16 protein-coding genes are annotated in these 16,967 nt (G+C 73.8%); 5 read left to right on the forward strand and 11 right to left on the reverse strand.

Annotation, left to right across the window (positions count from 1 at the left end; translation table 11 throughout):
* Window positions 1–4: 4 nt before the first annotated feature.
* The 10 genes from FZ988_RS12255 to FZ988_RS12300 form a co-directional block, all read right to left on the reverse strand.
* On the reverse strand, window positions 5–1,489 hold the full coding sequence (locus FZ988_RS12255; RefSeq protein WP_223145121.1) for an ABC transporter permease: 1,485 nt from the start codon (window positions 1,487–1,489) through the stop codon (window positions 5–7).
* Window positions 1,489–2,247, reverse strand: a complete 759-nt coding sequence (locus FZ988_RS12260; RefSeq protein ID WP_149204308.1) for an ABC transporter ATP-binding protein — start codon at window positions 2,245–2,247, stop codon at window positions 1,489–1,491. Before FZ988_RS12260 ends, FZ988_RS12255 begins: the two co-directional genes overlap by 1 nt.
* Window positions 2,244–3,809 (reverse strand): efflux RND transporter periplasmic adaptor subunit, encoded by a 1,566-nt coding sequence (locus tag FZ988_RS12265; protein ID WP_246169462.1) that lies wholly within the window; start codon window positions 3,807–3,809, stop codon window positions 2,244–2,246. Before FZ988_RS12265 ends, FZ988_RS12260 begins: the two co-directional genes overlap by 4 nt.
* A 69-nt stretch (window positions 3,810–3,878) precedes the next feature.
* On the reverse strand, window positions 3,879–4,922 hold the full coding sequence (locus tag FZ988_RS12270) for a hypothetical protein (protein WP_149204310.1): 1,044 nt from the start codon (window positions 4,920–4,922) through the stop codon (window positions 3,879–3,881).
* Between the two features lie 351 nt (window positions 4,923–5,273).
* Window positions 5,274–6,497: a galactokinase gene (gene galK, locus FZ988_RS12275; protein WP_149204311.1), complete on the reverse strand. Its 1,224-nt coding sequence runs from the start codon at window positions 6,495–6,497 to the stop codon at window positions 5,274–5,276.
* Window positions 6,494–7,711, reverse strand: a complete 1,218-nt coding sequence (galT, locus tag FZ988_RS12280) for a galactose-1-phosphate uridylyltransferase (protein ID WP_149204312.1) — start codon at window positions 7,709–7,711, stop codon at window positions 6,494–6,496. Before galT ends, galK begins: the two co-directional genes overlap by 4 nt.
* Window positions 7,708–8,535 carry a DeoR/GlpR family DNA-binding transcription regulator gene (locus FZ988_RS12285; RefSeq protein ID WP_149204313.1) on the reverse strand — a complete coding sequence of 276 codons (828 nt, stop codon included), beginning with the start codon at window positions 8,533–8,535 and terminating at the stop codon, window positions 7,708–7,710. The genes galT and FZ988_RS12285 overlap by 4 nt, the downstream gene beginning before the upstream one ends.
* Window positions 8,536–8,684: 149 nt before the next feature.
* Window positions 8,685–9,827 carry an Mrp/NBP35 family ATP-binding protein gene (locus tag FZ988_RS12290; protein ID WP_149204314.1) on the reverse strand — a complete coding sequence of 381 codons (1,143 nt, stop codon included), beginning with the start codon at window positions 9,825–9,827 and terminating at the stop codon, window positions 8,685–8,687.
* A 56-nt stretch (window positions 9,828–9,883) separates the two neighbouring features.
* On the reverse strand, window positions 9,884–10,390 hold the full coding sequence (locus FZ988_RS12295) for a DUF1003 domain-containing protein (RefSeq protein WP_149204315.1): 507 nt from the start codon (window positions 10,388–10,390) through the stop codon (window positions 9,884–9,886).
* The gene (locus tag FZ988_RS12300; RefSeq protein WP_149204316.1) at window positions 10,383–11,681 is read right to left on the reverse strand and encodes a magnesium transporter MgtE N-terminal domain-containing protein; all 1,299 of its coding nucleotides are present in this window, start codon (window positions 11,679–11,681) and stop codon (window positions 10,383–10,385) included. The genes FZ988_RS12295 and FZ988_RS12300 overlap by 8 nt, the downstream gene beginning before the upstream one ends.
* A 110-nt stretch (window positions 11,682–11,791) precedes the next feature.
* Here FZ988_RS12300 and FZ988_RS12305 point away from each other — a divergent pair, with 110 nt between their 5' ends.
* The 3 genes from FZ988_RS12305 to FZ988_RS19005 all read left to right on the forward strand — a co-directional run bounded on the left by FZ988_RS12305 (window position 11,792) and on the right by FZ988_RS19005 (window position 13,702).
* On the forward strand, window positions 11,792–12,376 hold the full coding sequence (locus FZ988_RS12305) for a YflT domain-containing protein (protein WP_188079084.1): 585 nt from the start codon (window positions 11,792–11,794) through the stop codon (window positions 12,374–12,376).
* 133 nt (window positions 12,377–12,509) lie between these two features.
* Window positions 12,510–13,448, forward strand: coding sequence for an SPFH domain-containing protein (locus tag FZ988_RS12310; RefSeq protein WP_149204317.1), 939 nt, complete (start codon window positions 12,510–12,512; stop codon window positions 13,446–13,448).
* On the forward strand, window positions 13,445–13,702 hold the full coding sequence (locus tag FZ988_RS19005) for a type II toxin-antitoxin system antitoxin (RefSeq protein WP_149204318.1): 258 nt from the start codon (window positions 13,445–13,447) through the stop codon (window positions 13,700–13,702). Before FZ988_RS12310 ends, FZ988_RS19005 begins: the two co-directional genes overlap by 4 nt.
* A gap of 85 nt (window positions 13,703–13,787) precedes the next feature.
* Here FZ988_RS19005 and FZ988_RS12320 read toward each other — a convergent pair whose 3' ends face one another.
* Complete coding sequence (locus FZ988_RS12320) at window positions 13,788–15,359, reverse strand: aminopeptidase P family protein (protein WP_149204319.1); 1,572 nt, start codon at window positions 15,357–15,359, stop codon at window positions 13,788–13,790.
* A gap of 105 nt (window positions 15,360–15,464) precedes the next feature.
* Between FZ988_RS12320 and FZ988_RS12325 the strand changes: the two genes are divergently transcribed.
* Together FZ988_RS12325 and FZ988_RS12330 are read left to right on the forward strand one after the other, a co-directional pair.
* A complete protein-coding gene (locus FZ988_RS12325) occupies window positions 15,465–16,307 on the forward strand; it encodes a PHP domain-containing protein (RefSeq protein ID WP_149204320.1) in 843 nt (280 codons plus the stop codon).
* The gene (locus FZ988_RS12330; protein ID WP_149204321.1) at window positions 16,304–16,924 is read left to right on the forward strand and encodes a MarC family protein; all 621 of its coding nucleotides are present in this window, start codon (window positions 16,304–16,306) and stop codon (window positions 16,922–16,924) included. The genes FZ988_RS12325 and FZ988_RS12330 overlap by 4 nt, the downstream gene beginning before the upstream one ends.
* Window positions 16,925–16,967 lie beyond the last annotated feature (43 nt).

Consider the following 16,967-nt stretch of genomic DNA (forward strand, 5'->3'; position numbering starts at 1 on the left):
CGGATCATGTGCCGCCGCGGAGCGCGGTGATCGGCTCGATCCCGGCGGCCTTGAGCGCCGGGTAGGTGCCTGCGCCGAGGCCGATCACGCCGCCGAGCAGTGCGGCGCCGATGACGATCCACGTGTCGAGGATGGGCGTCCACTCCTTCGCGAGCGACACCGCGACGACAGCGAACACGCCGAGGGCCGAGCCGATGAGCCCGCCGAGCAGCCCGATGACGACGGACTCTACGAGGAACTGCGCGCCGATGTTGCGTTTGGACGCACCGAGCGCGCGGCGCAGGCCGATCTCGCCGACGCGCTCACGCACGGAGAGCAGCGTGATGTTGGCGATCCCCAGCCCGCCCACGAGCAGCGCCACGCCACCGAGGGCCAGGAAGATCGCGTTGATGTCCGCCTGGACGTTCTGCCGCACTCCGGACGCTGCCGGGGGAACCTGGACCTCGATCGTGTCCGGGTTGTTCGGCTCGAGCGCGAGCGGCGCCTGGTCGGCGAGCACCGGGCCGGCGCCCACCGCGATCTTCGCGTGCGCCTGCTCGATCGACGACAGGTCGAAGTCGGCGCGGGCCGTCCCGATCGGCAGGATGACCGAGTCGAGCATGTCCGAGCGTCGGTTCACGTCGTCGATGATGCCGATCACGGTGTACGAGTGCTCGCCGATGAAGATGGACGGCTGCCGGTCCACACGGTTCACGCCCAGGCGCGTCGCGGCACGGGCACCGAGGACGACGATCCGGTCGGCGCGCTGGTCGTGGCCGGAGTCGAAGTAGCGACCGGTCACGACGCGTCCGCCGACGGCCTCGAGCATGCCTGGGCTCGTCGCGAGGACCTTGGGCGGCGTGACGTCGGGTGCCGACGGGTCGTTGACCGGGACGGCGGTGATCGTCGCCTCACCGATGCTGACGGGTGCGACCGCGCCCGCGGCCTCGACACCGGCGATGCGGTTGAGCCGGTCCTCGACGTCCCACGGGATGCGGCCCGTCGCGCGCTCCCCCTGCGAGGTGCGACTCGTCGCGGGCTCCACGACCACCTGGGTCGCCGCGACCGCGTCGAACTGCCGCGCGATCTGCCCGGCGGCCGTCTGGGCGAGACCCACCGTGACCACGAGCGAGCCGACGCCGAGGACCGTGCCGATGATCGTGAGCACGAGTCGGCCCGGTCGGGCGCCGACGCCGTGCGCGGCCTCGGCGACGAGGTCGCGGATGCCGAAGCGGTCGCGCACCGACCCGCGGGGGACGATGCTCGGCGTCTTGCGGCGGCGCAGGCTCAGCCGCGGTCGCCGCAGGCGCAGGCCGCGCCGGGGACGGCCCGAGGCCACCTCCGCGGGCACCTGACCGTCGTCGTGCACCGCGTCGACCGGGCCGGTCACGGCCTCGGCCTCCGGGTCGGTCGCGACGGCGACGGAGCCCTGGGGGGACCAGCCCTGGCCGGCGTCGTCCCGCGCGGGTGCGGGTGCAGGCTCGGGTCGCGAGCGCCGGATCCCGCGCATCAGGCGACCTCGGTCAGGATGCCGTCGGAGATCTGGATGCGGCGCTGGGCGCGCGCGGAGACCGCGTCGTCGTGCGTGATGACCACGAGGGTCAGCCCGTCCGCGTGCAGCTCGTCGAAGAGGTCGAGCACGCCCGCCGAGTTCGCCGAGTCGAGGTTGCCCGTCGGCTCGTCCGCGAGGAGCACGTGGGGTGAGGCGACCACGGCCCGCGCGACGGCGACGCGCTGGCGCTCGCCGCCCGACAGGACCGTGGGCATGAAGTCGAGCCGGTGGCTCAGGCCCACGCGGTTCAGCGCCGCGAGCGCACGGTCCTTGCGCTCCGTGCGCGGGACCCCGCTGTAGAGCGTCGCGAGCAGCACGTTGTCCATGACCGTGCGGTGCGGCAGCAGGTGGAAGGACTGGAACACGAAGCCGATCCGACCGCCGCGCAGGGCGGAGCGGTCCTGCTCGGGTGCCGTTCCCGTCGCGACGCCGTCCAGGTAGTAGTCGCCCGAGGTCGGCCGGTCGAGCAGCCCCAGGATGTGCAGGAGCGTCGACTTGCCGGAGCCGGAGGGACCGACGATCGAGACGTACTCCCCGCGCTCGACGCGCAGGTCGACGTCGCGGAGGGCGTGCACGGGGGGAGTCCCCGGGAACGTGCGGGTGAGCTCGGCGAGCTCGATGACCGGGACGGACGCGGCCGGGATCTGCTCGGTGACGGGGCCGGCGGCCGGCGAGGGCCCCGGCGCGGACTGGTCGAAGACGTCCAGCGCGCTCATCCTTCCGTCGACTCCTCGTCCGAGGACTCCTCATCGGTCGGCTCGTCGCCGCCCTCCTTGTCCGCGGCCGACGTGTCCTGGCCGACGACGACGCGGTCGCCCACCTTGAGCGTCCCGTCGACGGGCGTGACCTCGACGAAGCCGCCCGCCGCGAGCCCGGTCTCGACGGTCACCAGCGTGGTGTCCTCGCCGTCGCCCATGACCTCGACGCGGGCCTCTCCACCGGGACCGGCGGTCAGCGCCGCCGTCGGGACGGCGAGCACCTCGCCCTCGGTCGAGCTGACCGGGATCCGCATCCGCACGTTGGCGCCCTGGAGCACGGCCCGCTGCTCCTCGGTGAGGGCGTCGGGGACGACCACCACACGCTTGCGGGTCGAGGACTCCTCGTTGGTCGCTCCGTCCGCCGGGGGCGCGCCGATCGACTGGACCTTCCCGGGCACCTCCTGGTCGTCGGGCAGCGTGATCGTGACGACGGCACCGACCGAGATGAGCTCGGCGTCCGCGGCCGGGACCGTCCCGGCGATCTGCAGGGCAGCGCCCGAGACCTTCATGACCGCGGTGCCCGAGACCGTGGACCCGCGGCGGACGTCGACGGTGTCGACTCGGCGCGGCGTGGAGCTGAGGAAGACGACCTCGCTCGCGGGCAGAGGCGTGATGGTGTCTGCCTGGGCCTTCGTGAGGTCGGCACGGGCGTCGGTGAGGGTCCGCTGGGCCGCGGCGAGCGTGGCGCGCGCCTCGGTCGTGTCCGGGGCGGCGTCGGCTGCGTCGCGCGCGGCGATGGCGCCGTTGAGCTCGCCCTCGGCCTCGGTGATCTCGACCGCGCATGCCCCGAGGTCCGCCGCGCACTGCGTCCGCAGGACGTCGAGCCTGACCTGCGCGGTGTTGACGGCGGCCTGCAGGGCGACCCGCTCGGCCTGCGGGGTGCCCGTCGCCGCCGTGTTGACGGCGTTCTGCGCTGTCGTCACACCCTGCTCCGCGGCGGTGACGGCGTCCTTCGCGGACTCGAGGGTCATGTCCGCCTCCTCGCCGGCGCTGGGCGCCGGGTAGCCGACCTTCGCGTAGAGCTCCCGCACGCCTGCCGCCGTCGCCGCGTCGTACGCGGGGGACGCGGGATCGCCCGAGCCGATGCCGAGGGCGCCGAGCGCCGCCTTGAGCTGGAGCACGTCCGGCCCTGTGACGCCGGCACGCATGGTCCGGTACACGGGCAGCTCGCCCGAGAGCAGGATCACGGGTCGGCCGGCGACCTCGAGCATGACGCCCCCGGCGTCGAGGGTCGCCCCGACCTCGGGGACCTGACCGGTGACGACGGCGGGGCCGCCGATGTCACCGGTCTCGAGCGTGACGCTCGCCGGGTCCTCGTAGATCGCGTCGCCCCGCAGCACGACGTCGTTGGCGAGCGCCCGCTGCTCCACGGGCACGGTGATCGCCCCCGCCTCCGGCGGAGCGGCCTGCGCGGCCGCGTCCGCCGGAGAGATGATCAGCTTGCTCAGGCCGATGCCTGCGCCGAGGCTGATCACCGCGGTGAGCGCCATGATCCAGATGGTCCGGGTGGACCCCGTCATCGACGGTGCCTTCATCAGTCGTGCCCTTCGGTTACGTCGACGGCGGCCTGGCCACCCTGGATGGTGGGATCAGGACTGCGAGGCCTGGTACGCCTCGAGCCACGCGTCGAGCTCCTCGCGGTGCGCGTCGACGAACTCCTGCTGGTACTCGAAGCTGACCTCCTGCTGCACCTTGTCGTAGTCGACCTCCTCGCGGCAGGTGAAGTCGGCCGTGGCCGTCTCGATCTCGCGGGGCGTGATCTTGGCGAGCTCGCCCTGGATGCTCTCCTCGATGGCCTCGTAGTCCTCCGCGGTCATCTCCTCGGCCCCCTCGGTCGGGTAGGCGTTCTCCCAGAGGGCGTTGGTCTCGTCGTAGAACGCATTCTCGGCGTCACCGATCGCGGCGAGGTTCGGGTAGCCGGCGTCGGCCATGCACGAGGACCACTCACCGTTGAGCTCGGTGAGCCGCGGGTCGGCGGCGCTCGCCTCCCACATCGCGTTCATCTCGTCCTGGAGGCTCGTGAACTTGTCCTCGTCCATGCCTGTGTTCTCGTAGACCTCGTGCTGGGCCTTGCCCGAGCAGCCGGCGGTCTCCCAGTCGTACTCGTACTCCTCGCCCTCGACGGGCTCCGTCATCTCGCCGTAGAGCGCGAGCTCGTAGGCCGCACGCTCGGTCTCGGTCATCGCCTCGACGCGCTCCTGGTTGGGGTCGACGAACTCCTCCTCGGCCTCACCGTCGGCGGGTGCCTCCTCGGTCTCGCCCCACGGGTTGGTCGTCACGCCGTAGCCGTACTCCTTGGCGAACTCGATGGTGCCCCACTCGAACTCGAGCGCGTCGGAGGCCCCCATCTCCATCTGCGAGGACCAGTCGACGGGCGTGTACTCGAAGCCCTGCTCGCTCATGCACTCGGCGGTGATCTCCTCGACCTCACGCATCTGCGCGTTCGAGGTCTCCTCGTCGTAGTCGCCGTACATCTCCTCGAAGAACTCGTCGAGCGGGCCCATGGGCTGCTCCTTGTCGTCGCCGGCCTTGGAGCCGCCCTCGCCACCACCCCCGCCCGAGCATGCGGCGAGCGTCAGGACCAGGGCTGCGCCGGTGGCTGCAGCGGCTGCGCGGGACGGGAACGTCTTCATGGGTCGTGCCTCTCGATCAGGTCAGGACGGGCCTCGGAGCGAACGTAGCGGGGCACCGTTCCGCGCAGATCGTCCTGCGGGATGACCTTTGTGGTCCGGACGTAGGTCGTCCGGACGAGACCGGTCGCGGCTTCCCCGCAGGGCGCACACGACGTCGATGGAGTGCCCCCGAACTCACTGACGCTCGACGGTCCCAGAACGTTGGGCCGGCCGTCCAGGACGTGCGTCCCGCGTGTCGCCGGGGGGCGCCAGCGGGCCGCGGGCGGGCGCGCGAGGGCCCGGGAGCGTGGCGTCGGCCGCGTCATCCCGTGGGAGGAGGTCCGCCTGCCCGGCCGGACCTCCGTGCGCGCGTCAGTCGCGCGCCGCGGGCCCGTCGGGGGTCGCGACGAGGAACGCGGGCGCGGTGCGGCCCGCGGCGGCGAACGCTGCGGAGACGGCCTCGGCGACGTGACCGACGGCGTCGGTCCGCACGAGCGCGACCGCGGACCCGCCGAACCCGCCGCCGACCATGCGCGCGCCGAGCGCACCGGCAAGGATCGCGGTGTCGACGGCGAGGTCGAGCTCGGGGCAGCTCACCTCGTAGTCGTCGCGCAGCGACGCGTGCGCCGCCGTGAGGACGGGGCCCACGGCGTCGACGTCGCCCGCCGCGAGGAGCTGCTCGACGAGCTCGACCCGTGCGATCTCTGTGACGACGTGCCGCACGCCCCGACGGGCGACCTCGTCGTCGAGGAGCGCGAGGGCGGCCTCGAGGTCGCCCACGTCACGCAGGGTCGCGACGCCGAGCGTGCGCGCGGCGGCCTCGCACGTGGCACGCCGGGCCGCGTACTGGCCGTCGGCGAGCTGGTGGGGTGCGCGCGTGTCGATGACGAGGAGCGCGAGCCCGTGGGCGGCGAGGTCGAACGGGAAGTGCCGCGTCGAGCCGTCGCGGGTGTCGAGGACGAGCGCGTGGCCGGCCCGGCACCGCAGGGACGCCGTCTGGTCCATGCCACCCGTCATCGCCCCGGCGATCTCGTTCTCGGCGCGGATGCACGCCTGCGCGAGGGCCGCGCGCCCGGCGTCGTCGCCGGCGAGGCCGATGCCCGCGACCTCGTCGAGGGCGACCGCGAAGGCGCTCTCGAGCGCCGCCGACGACGACAGCCCGGCCCCGTAGGGCACGCACGAGTCGACCACGGCGTCGAACCCCGGTACCGGGTGCGCCGCCTGCGCGAGCGCCCAGGCCACGCCGACGACGTAGCCGGCCCACCCCTCGACCGTCCCCGGCGCGACGTCCGCCAGGCGGCGGGTCCACACGCCGCCCGCGGCCTCCTGGGCTGACGCGAGCCGCACGGTGTCGTCCTCGCGCCGGCGCAGCGCGACGTAGGTGCGGTGCGGCAGCGCCATGGGCATGCACAGGCCGCCGTTGTAGTCCGTGTGCTCGCCGATCACGTTGACCCGCCCGGGCGCGGACCACACGCCGTCGGGCTCCGTGCCGAACCGCGCCCGGAAGGCCTCACGCACGCGCGCGCCGCCCTCGGGCCGCGCCCAGGCCTCGAGCCAGGTGACGGGCGCTGCGGAGGCGGCCCCGTTCGCGCTCACAGCGACACCTCCTGCAGGCGGGCGGCGATGCGCTCGGGGGTCGTGTCGCTGATCCACGCCGCGACGCCCGACTCGACGCCCGCGAGGTACTTGAGCTTTCCCGGGGCGCGCAGCACCGAGAAGAGCTGCAGGTGCAGCCGGCCGAGCTCGCGCCCTTCGCCGACGACGGCCTGGTGCCAGCCGGCGATGTAGGGCAGCGGGATGGGGCTGCCGTCCTCGGGGTCGAGGAAGAACCGGTCGAGCCGGCGCAGCAGCTGCAGGTACGTGACGGCGAGGTCGTCGCGCTCGGCCTCGGTGAGCCCGGGCAGGTCGAGGACGTCCCGCTTGGGTGCGAGGTGCACCTCGACGGGCCAGCGTGCGGCGGCCGGCACGTAGGCGACCCAGTGCTCGGACTCGAGCACGACGCGCGTGCCCGCCCGGCGCTCGGCCTCGACGACGTCGTGCAGCAGGTGGCCGCCCGTGCGGTCCCGGTACGCGGCGGCCTGCCGCAGCATCGCCTGGGTCCGCGGCGCGACGAACGGGAACGCGTAGATCTGGCCGTGCGGGTGGGGCAGGGTCACCCCGATCTCCCGGCCCCGGTTCTCGAAGCAGAAGACCTGCTCGATGCCGGGCAGGGCGCCGAGGGTCTGCGTGCGGTCGGCCCACGCCTCGACGATGGTCCGCACCCGGTGCGGGGTCAGGTCGGCGAACGAGCTCGTGTGGTCCGAGCTGAAGCAGACGACCTCGCACCGACCGGCCGCCGGCCTGGCCTGCCACAACGGCTCGCCGTCCACGTCCCAGCCGTCGTCGAGCGTCACGCCGGGCAGCTGCATCAGGGCGGGGAACCGGTTCTCGAACACCGCGACGTCGTAGTCCGTGTCCGGGATCTCGCCGTCGGAGTACTGGGTGCCGGCGCGCGCGGGCCGTGCGGGGCACAGGGGGCACGCGTCCGCGGCGGGCAGGAAGGTGCGGTTCATCCGGTGCGAGGCCATGGGGATCCACTCGCCCGTGAGCGGGTCGAGGCGCATCTCCGGCCCGGCGGGCGGGTGCTCGACGCCGTCGGGCCCCACCACGGGCGCGAACCGCGGGCCGAGCGGGCGCGGGTCGTCGAGGCGGCGGGTCGCTGCGCCCGAGACGTACGGCTCGGAGTCGTCGAAGTACAAGAGCTCACGCCCGTCCGCCATGGTCGTCGCGGTGCGGCGGACGTGCGGGTGCGGGGTGCCGGGCGCGGTCATCGTTCTCCTTGGGGGGTGACGTCGGCCGGCGTGCGGTCCGTCGTCGGGGTCGGTACCAGGACGAGGTGGCCGACGGCGTCGCGCACGGCGTCGGCGGCCTCCTCGGGGAGCGCGTCGTCGCACACGAGGACCGCGACGTCGGCGAGGTCGACGATCCGGCACAGGCCGACGGCGCCCCACTTGGTGTGGTCGGCGACGACGACGGTCTGCGCGGCCGACGCGACCATCGCGCGGTCCGTCTCCGCCTCGAGGAGGTTGGGCGTGGTCAGGCCGCCCTCGGCGTCGAAGCCGTGGACGCCGAGGAACGCGACGTCCACGCGGAGGTCGGCGAGCGTGCGGGTCGCGACGGGGCCGACGAGGGCGTCCGAGGGGGTGCGTGTTCCGCCCGTGAGGACCACGGTCAGGCCGGGGTCGTCGGGGAGGTGGAGCGCCTCTGCGGCGGGCAGGGAGTTCGTGACGACCGTGAGGGGCCGCAGCGTGGGCTCGGCGGCGATGAGCTGGGCGAGCAGGTGCGTCGTGGTCCCGGCCGAGAGCGCGATGGCGCTGCCCGTGCTCACGTGCTCGAGGGCGGCCCGGGCGATCGCGAGCTTCTCGGCTGCCGCGAGCTCGCTCTTGGCGCGGAAGCCGGGCTCGTGGGCTGCGTGACCTGCGTCGACGGCGCCGCCGTGCACCCGGTGGACGAGGCCGCGCCGTGCGAGCTCCGCGATGTCCCGGCGCACCGTCATGTCGGAGACGTCGAGGCTGGCGACGAGGTCCGTGACGCGGACGGCGCCGCGGGAGCGGACCTGGGCCAGGATCAGGTCCTGGCGCTGCTGGGCGAGCACCTGAACAGTATTCGCCAGAATCGAACACAAGGCAACACGCTCGGCGCTCGAGCACGTTCACCGGCGTCCGGCCGAACGCGCCAGCCCACAGGTGGCCGCGAGCCCGCGTCAGGTCCCGCGCCGGCAGGGCACCGGTCGATGCGTCCCTGTCAGCGGCCGACAGGGGACAGGCCGAGCGAGCGGCCCGCGAGCCCGCGCGAGCGGTGCCCGAGGGTCTGGGCGATCCCCCGCAGCACCTGCGCCGCGGGGGCGTCGGGCTCGGCGAGCGTCACCGGCGTCCCGCCGTCGCCCGCCTCGCGCAGCCGCACGTCGAGCGGGACCTGGCCCAGCAGCGGGACGGAGGTGCCCGTCGCGCGGGACAGGTTCTCGGCCACGCGCTGGCCCCCGCCCGCGCCGAACACCTCGATGCGTGAGCCGTCCGGCTGCTCGAGCCACGACATGTTCTCCACGACGCCGACGACGTGCTGCCGCGTCTGGAGCGCGACCGACCCGGCGCGCTCCGCCACCTCCGCCGCCGCGACCTGGGGCGTCGTGACGACGACGAGCTCGCTCGACGGCAGCATCTGCGCGACCGAGATCGCGATGTCGCCCGTCCCGGGCGGCAGGTCGAGCAGCAGCACGTCCAGGTCGCCCCAGAAGACGTCGGCCAGGAACTGCTGGAGCGCGCGGTGCAGCATCGGCCCGCGCCACACGACGGGCTGACCCGGGGGCACGAACATGCCGATCGAGATGACCTTCACGCCGTGCGCGATGGGCGGCAGGATCATGTCGTCGACCTTGGTGGGGCTCCGGTCCACGCCCAGCATGCGGGGGATCGAGAAGCCGTAGACGTCCGCGTCCACGACGCCGACCTTGAGCCCGTCCGCCGCCATCGCGACCGCGAGGTTCGCGGTCACCGAGGACTTCCCGACGCCGCCCTTGCCCGACGCGATCGCGTACACGCGCGTGAGGTTCCCGGGCTGGGCGAAGGGGATCACGGGCTCGGCCGCGCCGCCGCGCAGCATCGACCGCAGCTCCGTGCGCTGCTCGTCGCTCATGACCCCGAGGTCGACGCGCACCGCGGCGACGCCCTCGAGCGCGCTCACGGTCGTGGTGACGTCCGTGACGATCGTGTCGCGCAGCGGGCACCCCGCGGTCGTGAGGTCGACCCCGACGACGACGTCGGCCCCCTCAGGCCCGTCGGTCACCTCGACCGAGCGGACCATCTTGAGCTCGGTGATGGGTCGACGGATCTCGGGGTCGATCACCCCGGCGAGGGCGGCGGTGACGGACTCCACGGTGGGGTTGGGCATGGCCCCATCGTAGGTGGCGCCCCGACGGGGCCGGAGGGACGTCGGGGCGCCGTCCCTCAGTGCGTCGGCTCGTCGGCGTCCTCGGTGCTGCGGTCGTCCTGCCGGTCGGCGGCCATCTCCTCGAGCAGGTTCCGCAGCTCGGAGCGCACGAAGTCGCGCGTCGCGACCTCGCCCAGGCCGATCCGGAGCGACGCGATCTCCCGTGCGAGGTACTCGGTGTCCGCGAGCGACCGCTCGGCCCTCTGGCGGTCCTGCTCGAGCGCGACCCGGTCGCGGTCGTCCTGACGGTTCTGCGCCAGGAGGATGAGCGGTGCGGCGTACGACGCCTGCACCGAGAAGAACAGGTTGAGGAGGATGAAGGGGAACGGGTCCCAGCGGAGCCCGAGGAGCGCGAAGGCGTTGACCGCGACCCACACGACGACGAACCCGGACATGTACAGCAGGAAGCGTCCGGTGCCCATGAACCGTGCGAACGCCTCCGCGCCGCGCCCGACGACGTCGGGGTCGAGGCGGGGCCGCCACGACCGGCGGGTGTCCTTGGGGGTGTCGAGGCGGTCAGCCACGCTCCACCTCCCGCAGCGCCGTCATGGCGCGGTCGGTCTCCTCGGCGTCGTTCTCACGCCAGTCCTCGGGCAGCAGGTGGTCGAGGACGTCGTCGACCGAGACCGCGCCGAGGAGGCGCCGCTCGTCGTCGACGACCGGCAGGGCCAGGAGGTTGTACGTCGCGAGGAGGCGGGTGAGCTGGGAGAGAGGTGCACTCGGCAGGACGCGGTCGATCTCCGTGTCGAGCAGCCCGCCGATCGCCTCGTGCGGCGCCTCGCGCAGCAGCCGCTGGATGTGCACGACGCCGAGGAAGCGTCCCGTGGGCGTCTCGAGCGGCGGGCGGACCACGAAGACCATCGACGCGAGCGCGGGCGTGAGGTCCTGACGCCGGACGTGCGCGAGCGCCGCAGCGATGGTCGTCTCCGGGCCGAGGATCACGGGCTCGGTCGTCATCAGACCACCCGCGGTGTCGTCCTCGTACGCGAGCAGGCGTCGCACGTCGCGCGCCTCCTCGGGCTCCATGAGCTCGAGCAGCTCGGCCGCCTCCTCGACGGGCAGCTCCGAGAGCAGGTCGGCGGCGTCGTCGGGCTGCATCACGTCGAGGACGTCGGCGGCGCGGTTGCGGGTCAGGCCCGAGAGGATCGCGACCTGGTCGTCCTCCGGGAGCTCCTCGAGGACGTCCGCGAGGCGCTCGTTGTTGAGCGCGCTCGCGACCTCGAGCCGGCGGGTCGTCCCCATGTCGTGGAGCACGTCGGCGAGGTCGGCGGGCTTGAGGTCCTCGTAGGACGCGAGCAGGAGGTCGGCGGCCTGGACGTCCGGCCCGCCCGCGAGGCTCATCACGTCGCCGACGTCGACGAGCAGCGTCTCGCCGCGCCGGCGCAGCCCCAGCCCGCCCTTGGCGTGCGCGAGGCGCCGCACGAAGAGCTTGGTGACGAGCCAGTCGCGGCTGCGCTGCTGCTCGAGCGCGAGGTCGACGACCGTCGCGGCCCCGGAGCCGTCCTTGAGCTCGACGTGCCGGTCGAGGAGCTCGCCGATCGCGAGGGTCTCGGACGCCCGCTGCTCGAAGCGGCGCATGTTGACCAGCCCGGTGCTGATGACCTGGCCGGCGTCGATGCTCGTCACGCGCGTGAGCGGGAGGAAGACGCGGCGCCTGCCGGGCACCTCGACGACGAGCCCCACCGCGCGCGGCGCGCCCGTCGGCCGCAGCAGCACGACGACGTCGCGCACGCGGCCCACCTGGTCGCCGATGGGGTCGAAGACGGCGGTACCGGCCAGGCGCGCGGCGAAGACGCGGGTTCCGACGCTGCTCACGCCGTCAGCGTAGGCGACGCGCGTCGGGCCGAGGGTGGCCGCGCCGCGGCGGGGAGCATGGACCGCGTCCGACGGTGGTTCCCCCGGCGGCCTCGGGAGACAATTGCCGCATGACGATGAACCGGAGCGGCCGTACCCCTGCTGTGCCGACGCTGCCGAAGGGTGAGCAGATCGCGGCGTACCCGACCTACCTCGAGGCCCAGGCGGCCGTCGACCACCTGTCCGACAAGGAGTTCCCCGTCCAGCACGTCACGATCGTGGGGACCGACCTCCAGATGGTCGAGCGGGTCACCGGTCGGCTGACCTACTCACGGGTCGCGCTCGCGGGCCTCGCGTCGGGGGCGTGGTTCGGCCTGTTCGTCGGGCTCCTGCTGTCGCTCTTCGCGAGCGCAGGCGACGCCGTGCTGCCGATCCTGCCCGCGATCGCGATCGGTGCCGCCTTCGGCATCCTCTTCTCGGTCATCTCGTACGCCTTCACGGGTGGCAAGCGCGACTTCACGTCGTCGAGCCAGATCGTCGCGACGTCGTACGGGCTCCTGTGCGCGTCCGAGCACGCGCACAAGGCGCGGGCCCTGCTCGCCGAGCTCGGCGGCACGCGGGGCGGTCTGACGGCCGCGGCCCCGCCGACGACGGCGCCCGGCGTGTCGCAGGTGCCCGGCCCCAACCCGCCCCCGGACGGGACCGACGAGCGCTGACGGGCCGCGCCCTGCCGGACGTCGCTGCCCGCGACCGAACGGGTGGAGGCGCTCGCACTCACCGACATCAATGTGATATCACTGTGATGTCGGCGGCCATCGTGGCGCGCCGGTTCCCGAGGAGGCAGCAACCATGACGTCAGTCCAGCACGAGGACCAGCCGGTGCTCACGGCCGAGCCGGTGGGCCCGGGAGGTGCCAGGGTCGACATCGCGGAACGCTCCGCCTGGCAGGTCGACGGGTTCGTCGGCCTCGCCGCGGTCCTCGCTCTCGGGGGTGCGGGGACGTGGGGCGTGATCGTCGGCGAGCAGTCGGGCGAGGTCCTGCCCGCGGTCCTCGGCGGTGTCGCCTACCTCGTCCTCGCCGTCCTGCTCGGCTCGCTGACGATCGTCCAGCCGGGCCGCACCAACGTCGTCCAGTTCTTCGGCCGCTACGTGGGCACGGTTCGCCGCGCCGGCCTCGTCCTCGTGCTGCCCCTGAGCACCCGCAAGTCGCTCTCGGTGCGCGTGCGCAACTTCGAGACCGCGCGCATGAAGGTCAACGACCTGACGGGCAACCCGGTCGAGATCGCCGCGATCGTCGTGTGGCAGGTGGCCGACACGGCCAAGGCGAGCTTCGCCGTCGAGGCCTACGACGAGTTCATCGCCGTCCAGGCCGAGGCGGCCGTGCGCCACGTCGCCGGCACCTACGCGTACGACGGCCCGGACGACACGCCCACGCTGCGCGGCTCGACCGACCAGGTCTCGCTCGAGCTCGCGCACGAGGTCGCCGAGCGCGTGGTCGTCGCCGGCCTCGAGATCGTCGAGGTCCGGATCAGCCACCTCGCGTACGCCCCCGAGATCGCCCAGGCGATGCTCCAGCGGCAGCAGGCGTCCGCTGTCGTCGCGGCACGCTCGCGCATCGTCGAGGGTGCGGTCGGCATGGTCCAGATGGCGCTCGACGAGCTCCGGACCCAGGGCGTCGTCGAGCTCGACGAGGACCGCAAGGCGGCGATGGTCTCGAACCTGCTGGTCGTGCTGTGCGGTGACTCCCGCGCGACACCCGTCGTCAACACGGGGACGCTCTACCAGTGACCTCGGACCCCCGTCCCGGTGGGGACGCCCCCGGTGGGCAGCGTGCGCCGGGCGACGAGCCCGACGCCGATGCCGCCGAGGCGCGTCCCGCCCGGGCGCGGGAGCGCAAGTCGATGCTCCTGCGGCTCGACCCCGCGGTCCACGAGGCGCTCGCCCGGTGGGCGGCCGACGACCTGCGCAGCACCAACGCGCACGTCGAGTGGCTGCTCCGCCGGGCGGTCGAGGACGCCGGGCGCCTGCGTCCGGACCGCTGACCCGCCCGCGACCGGGCGTACGGCCGAACGCGTGAGCCGGTGCCGGACGGGCCCGCCTCCGGACGCCGGCCCCCTCGGTTCGCCGTCAGTCGGCGAGCAGCGCGCGCATCCAGGCCTCGACGTCCTCCGGGCGCCGCGGCAGGGCGGCCGAGAGGTTCTCGTGGCCGTCCGCGGTGATGAGCACGTCGTCCTCGATGCGCACCCCGATCCCACGCAGCTCCGCCGGGACGGCCAGGTCGTCCGACTTGAAGTACAGGCCGGGCTCGATCGTGAAGACCATCCCCGGCTCCAGGACCGCGTCGAGGTACAGCTCCCGGCGGGCCTGCGCGCAGTCGTGCACGTCCAGACCGAGGTGGTGGCTCGTCCCGTGCACCATCCACCGGCGGTGGAACTGGCCGTCGGGGTCGAGCGACTCCTCGGCCGTCCCGGGCAGCAGCCCCCACTCGGCGAGGCGCGCGGCGATGACCTCCATCGCCGCGGCGTGGACGTCGCGGAACCGCGAGCCGGGCCGGGCGACCGCGAACGCCGCGTCGGCCGCGTCCAGGACCGCCTGGTAGACCCGCCGCTGGACCTCGTCGAACGTCCCGTCGACCGGCAGCGTCCGGGTGATGTCCGCGGTGTACAGGGACTCGACCTCGACGCCGGCGTCGACGAGCACGAGGTCGCCCTCGCGCACGCGGCCGTCGTTGCGGATCCAGTGCAGCGTGGTGGCGTGCTCGCCGGAGGCGGCGATCGTCTCGTAGCCGACAGCGTTGCCCTCCTCGCGTGCGTGGCCGTCGAAGGTCGCCTCGATGACGCGCTCACCTCGGGGGTGCTGCACCGCGCGGCCGAGCTGACGCACGACCCGCTCGAAGCCCGCGATCGTGGCCGCGACCGCCTCGCGCATCTGCCGGACCTCGTACTCGTCCTTGACGAGCCGGAGCTCGCTGAGCGCCTCCGCGAGCTCCGCGTCGGCCGCCACGAGCTCCTCGGCGTCGAGGTCCGTGTCCGCGCGGGCCTGCTCGACGGCCTCCGAGACCCCGGTGTCGGCGCCGGGCACCACCCGGACGCGCACGCCGTCGGGGCCCACGTCCTTGGCCAGCGCGGCCGCGAGCTCGTCGAGGTGTGCCGTCGCGATGCCCGTCGTGGCGGCGAGCTCCTCGAGCGTCGGGCGCGCACCGACCCAGAACTCCCCGTACCGGGCGTCCGCGAAGAACTCCTCCGTGTCCCGGCCGGACATGGGGCGGAAGTACAGGACCGCCTCGTGGCCGTCGTCGACCGGGTGCAGCACCAGGACGGCGTCGGGCTCCTGGTCCGTGCCGAGGCCCGTGAGGTGCGCGAACGCCGAGTGGGGGCGGAACCGGTAGTCCGTGTCGTTGGAGCGCGTGACCAGCGGACCGGCGGGCAGCACGAGTCGCTCACCCGGGAAGAGCTCGGAGATCCGCGCACGCCGGGCGGCGGCGTACCCGGCGACCTCGGCCGCCTCGGGCGTCGCCGCGGCACGGTCCGCCCAGCGGTCGGCGATGAAGGCGCGGAACGCGGCCGACGTCGGGCGCTGCGACCGGTTGGAGCCCCGGTCGCCGAGCGCCTGCCCGGCGGCCGGCTGGGCCGTCGCAGGCGCGGCGGCCTGCTCGGTGGTCTCACGCGGGGTCTGGTCGGCGGGGTTCAGGTCAGCCATGCGCACCATCGTCCCACCTGGTGCGCAGCGACGGCCACGACGAACGGGCCCCCGTGCGGGACCCCCGTGCCGTGGAGACCCGCACGCGACCCCTACGCTTGACCGGTGCTCATCGACCTCCACACCCACTCCGTCGTCTCCGACGGGACGGATGCGCCGGCCGAGCTCATGGCAGCGGCGTCGGCCGCTGGTCTCGACGTCGTGGCGCTCACGGACCACGACACGACGGGTGGCTGGGCCGAGGCCGCCGCCGCGGTGCCCTCGACCGGCGTCGCGCTCGTGCGGGGCGCCGAGATCTCCTGCCGGGCCGACGGCATGAGCGTGCACCTCCTGAGCTACCTGCACGACCCCGAGCACCCGGGCCTGCTCGCCGAGGCGGAGCGCACGCGCGGCGCACGCCTGGACCGGGCCCGCGCGATCGTCGACCTCGTGGCTGCAGACATGGACCTGACCTGGGAGGACGTCGTGGCGCAGACGGTTCCCGGTACCACCGTGGGTCGGCCCCACATCGCCGACGCGCTCGTGGCGCGGGGCCACGTGGCCGACCGGTCGGCCGCCTTCGCGACCCTGCTCGGCGCGGGGTCGCCCTACTACGTGCCGCACTACGCGCCCGACGCCGTGCGCGCCGTGACGCTCGTACGCGAGGCCGGGGGCGTGCCCGTGCTGGCGCACCCCGGCGCCGTCGAGCGGGGCCGCATCGTCGCGGACGGGGTCGTCGCGCAGATGGTCGACGCGGGCCTCGCCGGGATCGAGGTCGACCACCGCGACCACGACGCGGGCCAGCGCGCGCGGCTCACGGCGCTCGCCGCCGCGCACGGGCTGCTCGTCACCGGGTCGAGCGACTACCACGGCACGGGCAAGCCGAACCGGCTCGGCGAGGGCATGACGTCGCCCGAGGTGCTCGCGGCGATCGAGGAGCAGGGGAGCATCGAGGTGGTCCGGCCGTGAGCAGCATCGTCGACGCGCGGTTCTTCGCCGAGGTCTTCATCACCCTGTTCGTCATCATGGACCCGCCCGGCACCGTGCCGATCTTCCTCGGGCTCACGGGCGCCATGACCGGCCGGCAGCGCAACCGTGCGGCGCGTCAGGCGATCCTCGTCGCCTTCGGCGTGATCGTCTCCTTCGCGCTCTTCGGCCAGCAGCTCCTGTCCTACATGCACATCTCCCTGCCCGCCCTGCAGGCGTCGGGCGGCCTCCTGCTGCTGCTCGTCGCCATGGAGCTCCTCACCGGCAAGTCGGAGGAGCCGCAGCCGTCGGGCAACAAGGGCGTCAACGTGGCGCTCGTGCCGCTCGGCACGCCCCTGCTCGCCGGGCCGGGCGCGATCGTCGCGACGATGGTCTTCGTCCAGCGCGCGTCGGAGCCCGCGCACTGGGTCTCGATCGCGCTGGGCGTCGTCGCCGTGCACGTGTGCCTGTGGCTCTCGATGAGGTTCGCGAACCTCATCCACCGGGTCCTGAAGGACAGCGGCACGACGCTCGTGACCCGCATCGCCGGTCTGCTGCTCGCCGCGATCGCCGTCCAGCTCGTGGCGGACGCCGTGCGGGCGTTCATCCTCGCGGGCTGACCGGGCTGACCGGGCTGACCGGGATGACCGGGCTGACCGGGCT

Source organism: Actinotalea subterranea (genome assembly GCF_008364845.1).
In the GTDB taxonomy this organism is placed as follows: domain Bacteria; phylum Actinomycetota; class Actinomycetes; order Actinomycetales; family Cellulomonadaceae; genus Actinotalea; species Actinotalea subterranea.

Bases quoted from the DNA above. Each gene is read 5' to 3' on its own strand.
- FZ988_RS12255 (WP_223145121.1), bottom strand. From the start codon at position 1,489: ATGCGCGGGATCCGGCGCTCGCGACCCGAGCCTGCACCCGCACCCGCG.
- FZ988_RS12260 (WP_149204308.1), bottom strand. From the start codon at position 2,247: ATGAGCGCGCTGGACGTCTTCGACCAGTCCGCGCCGGGGCCCTCGCCG.
- FZ988_RS12265 (WP_246169462.1), bottom strand. From the start codon at position 3,809: ATGACGGGGTCCACCCGGACCATCTGGATCATGGCGCTCACCGCGGTG.
- FZ988_RS12270 (WP_149204310.1), bottom strand. From the start codon at position 4,922: ATGAAGACGTTCCCGTCCCGCGCAGCCGCTGCAGCCACCGGCGCAGCC.
- galT (WP_149204312.1), bottom strand. From the start codon at position 7,711: ATGACCGCGCCCGGCACCCCGCACCCGCACGTCCGCCGCACCGCGACG.
- FZ988_RS12290 (WP_149204314.1), bottom strand. From the start codon at position 9,827: ATGCCCAACCCCACCGTGGAGTCCGTCACCGCCGCCCTCGCCGGGGTG.
- FZ988_RS12305 (WP_188079084.1), top strand. From the start codon at position 11,792: ATGACGATGAACCGGAGCGGCCGTACCCCTGCTGTGCCGACGCTGCCG.
- FZ988_RS12310 (WP_149204317.1), top strand. From the start codon at position 12,510: ATGACGTCAGTCCAGCACGAGGACCAGCCGGTGCTCACGGCCGAGCCG.
- FZ988_RS12320 (WP_149204319.1), bottom strand. From the start codon at position 15,359: ATGGCTGACCTGAACCCCGCCGACCAGACCCCGCGTGAGACCACCGAG.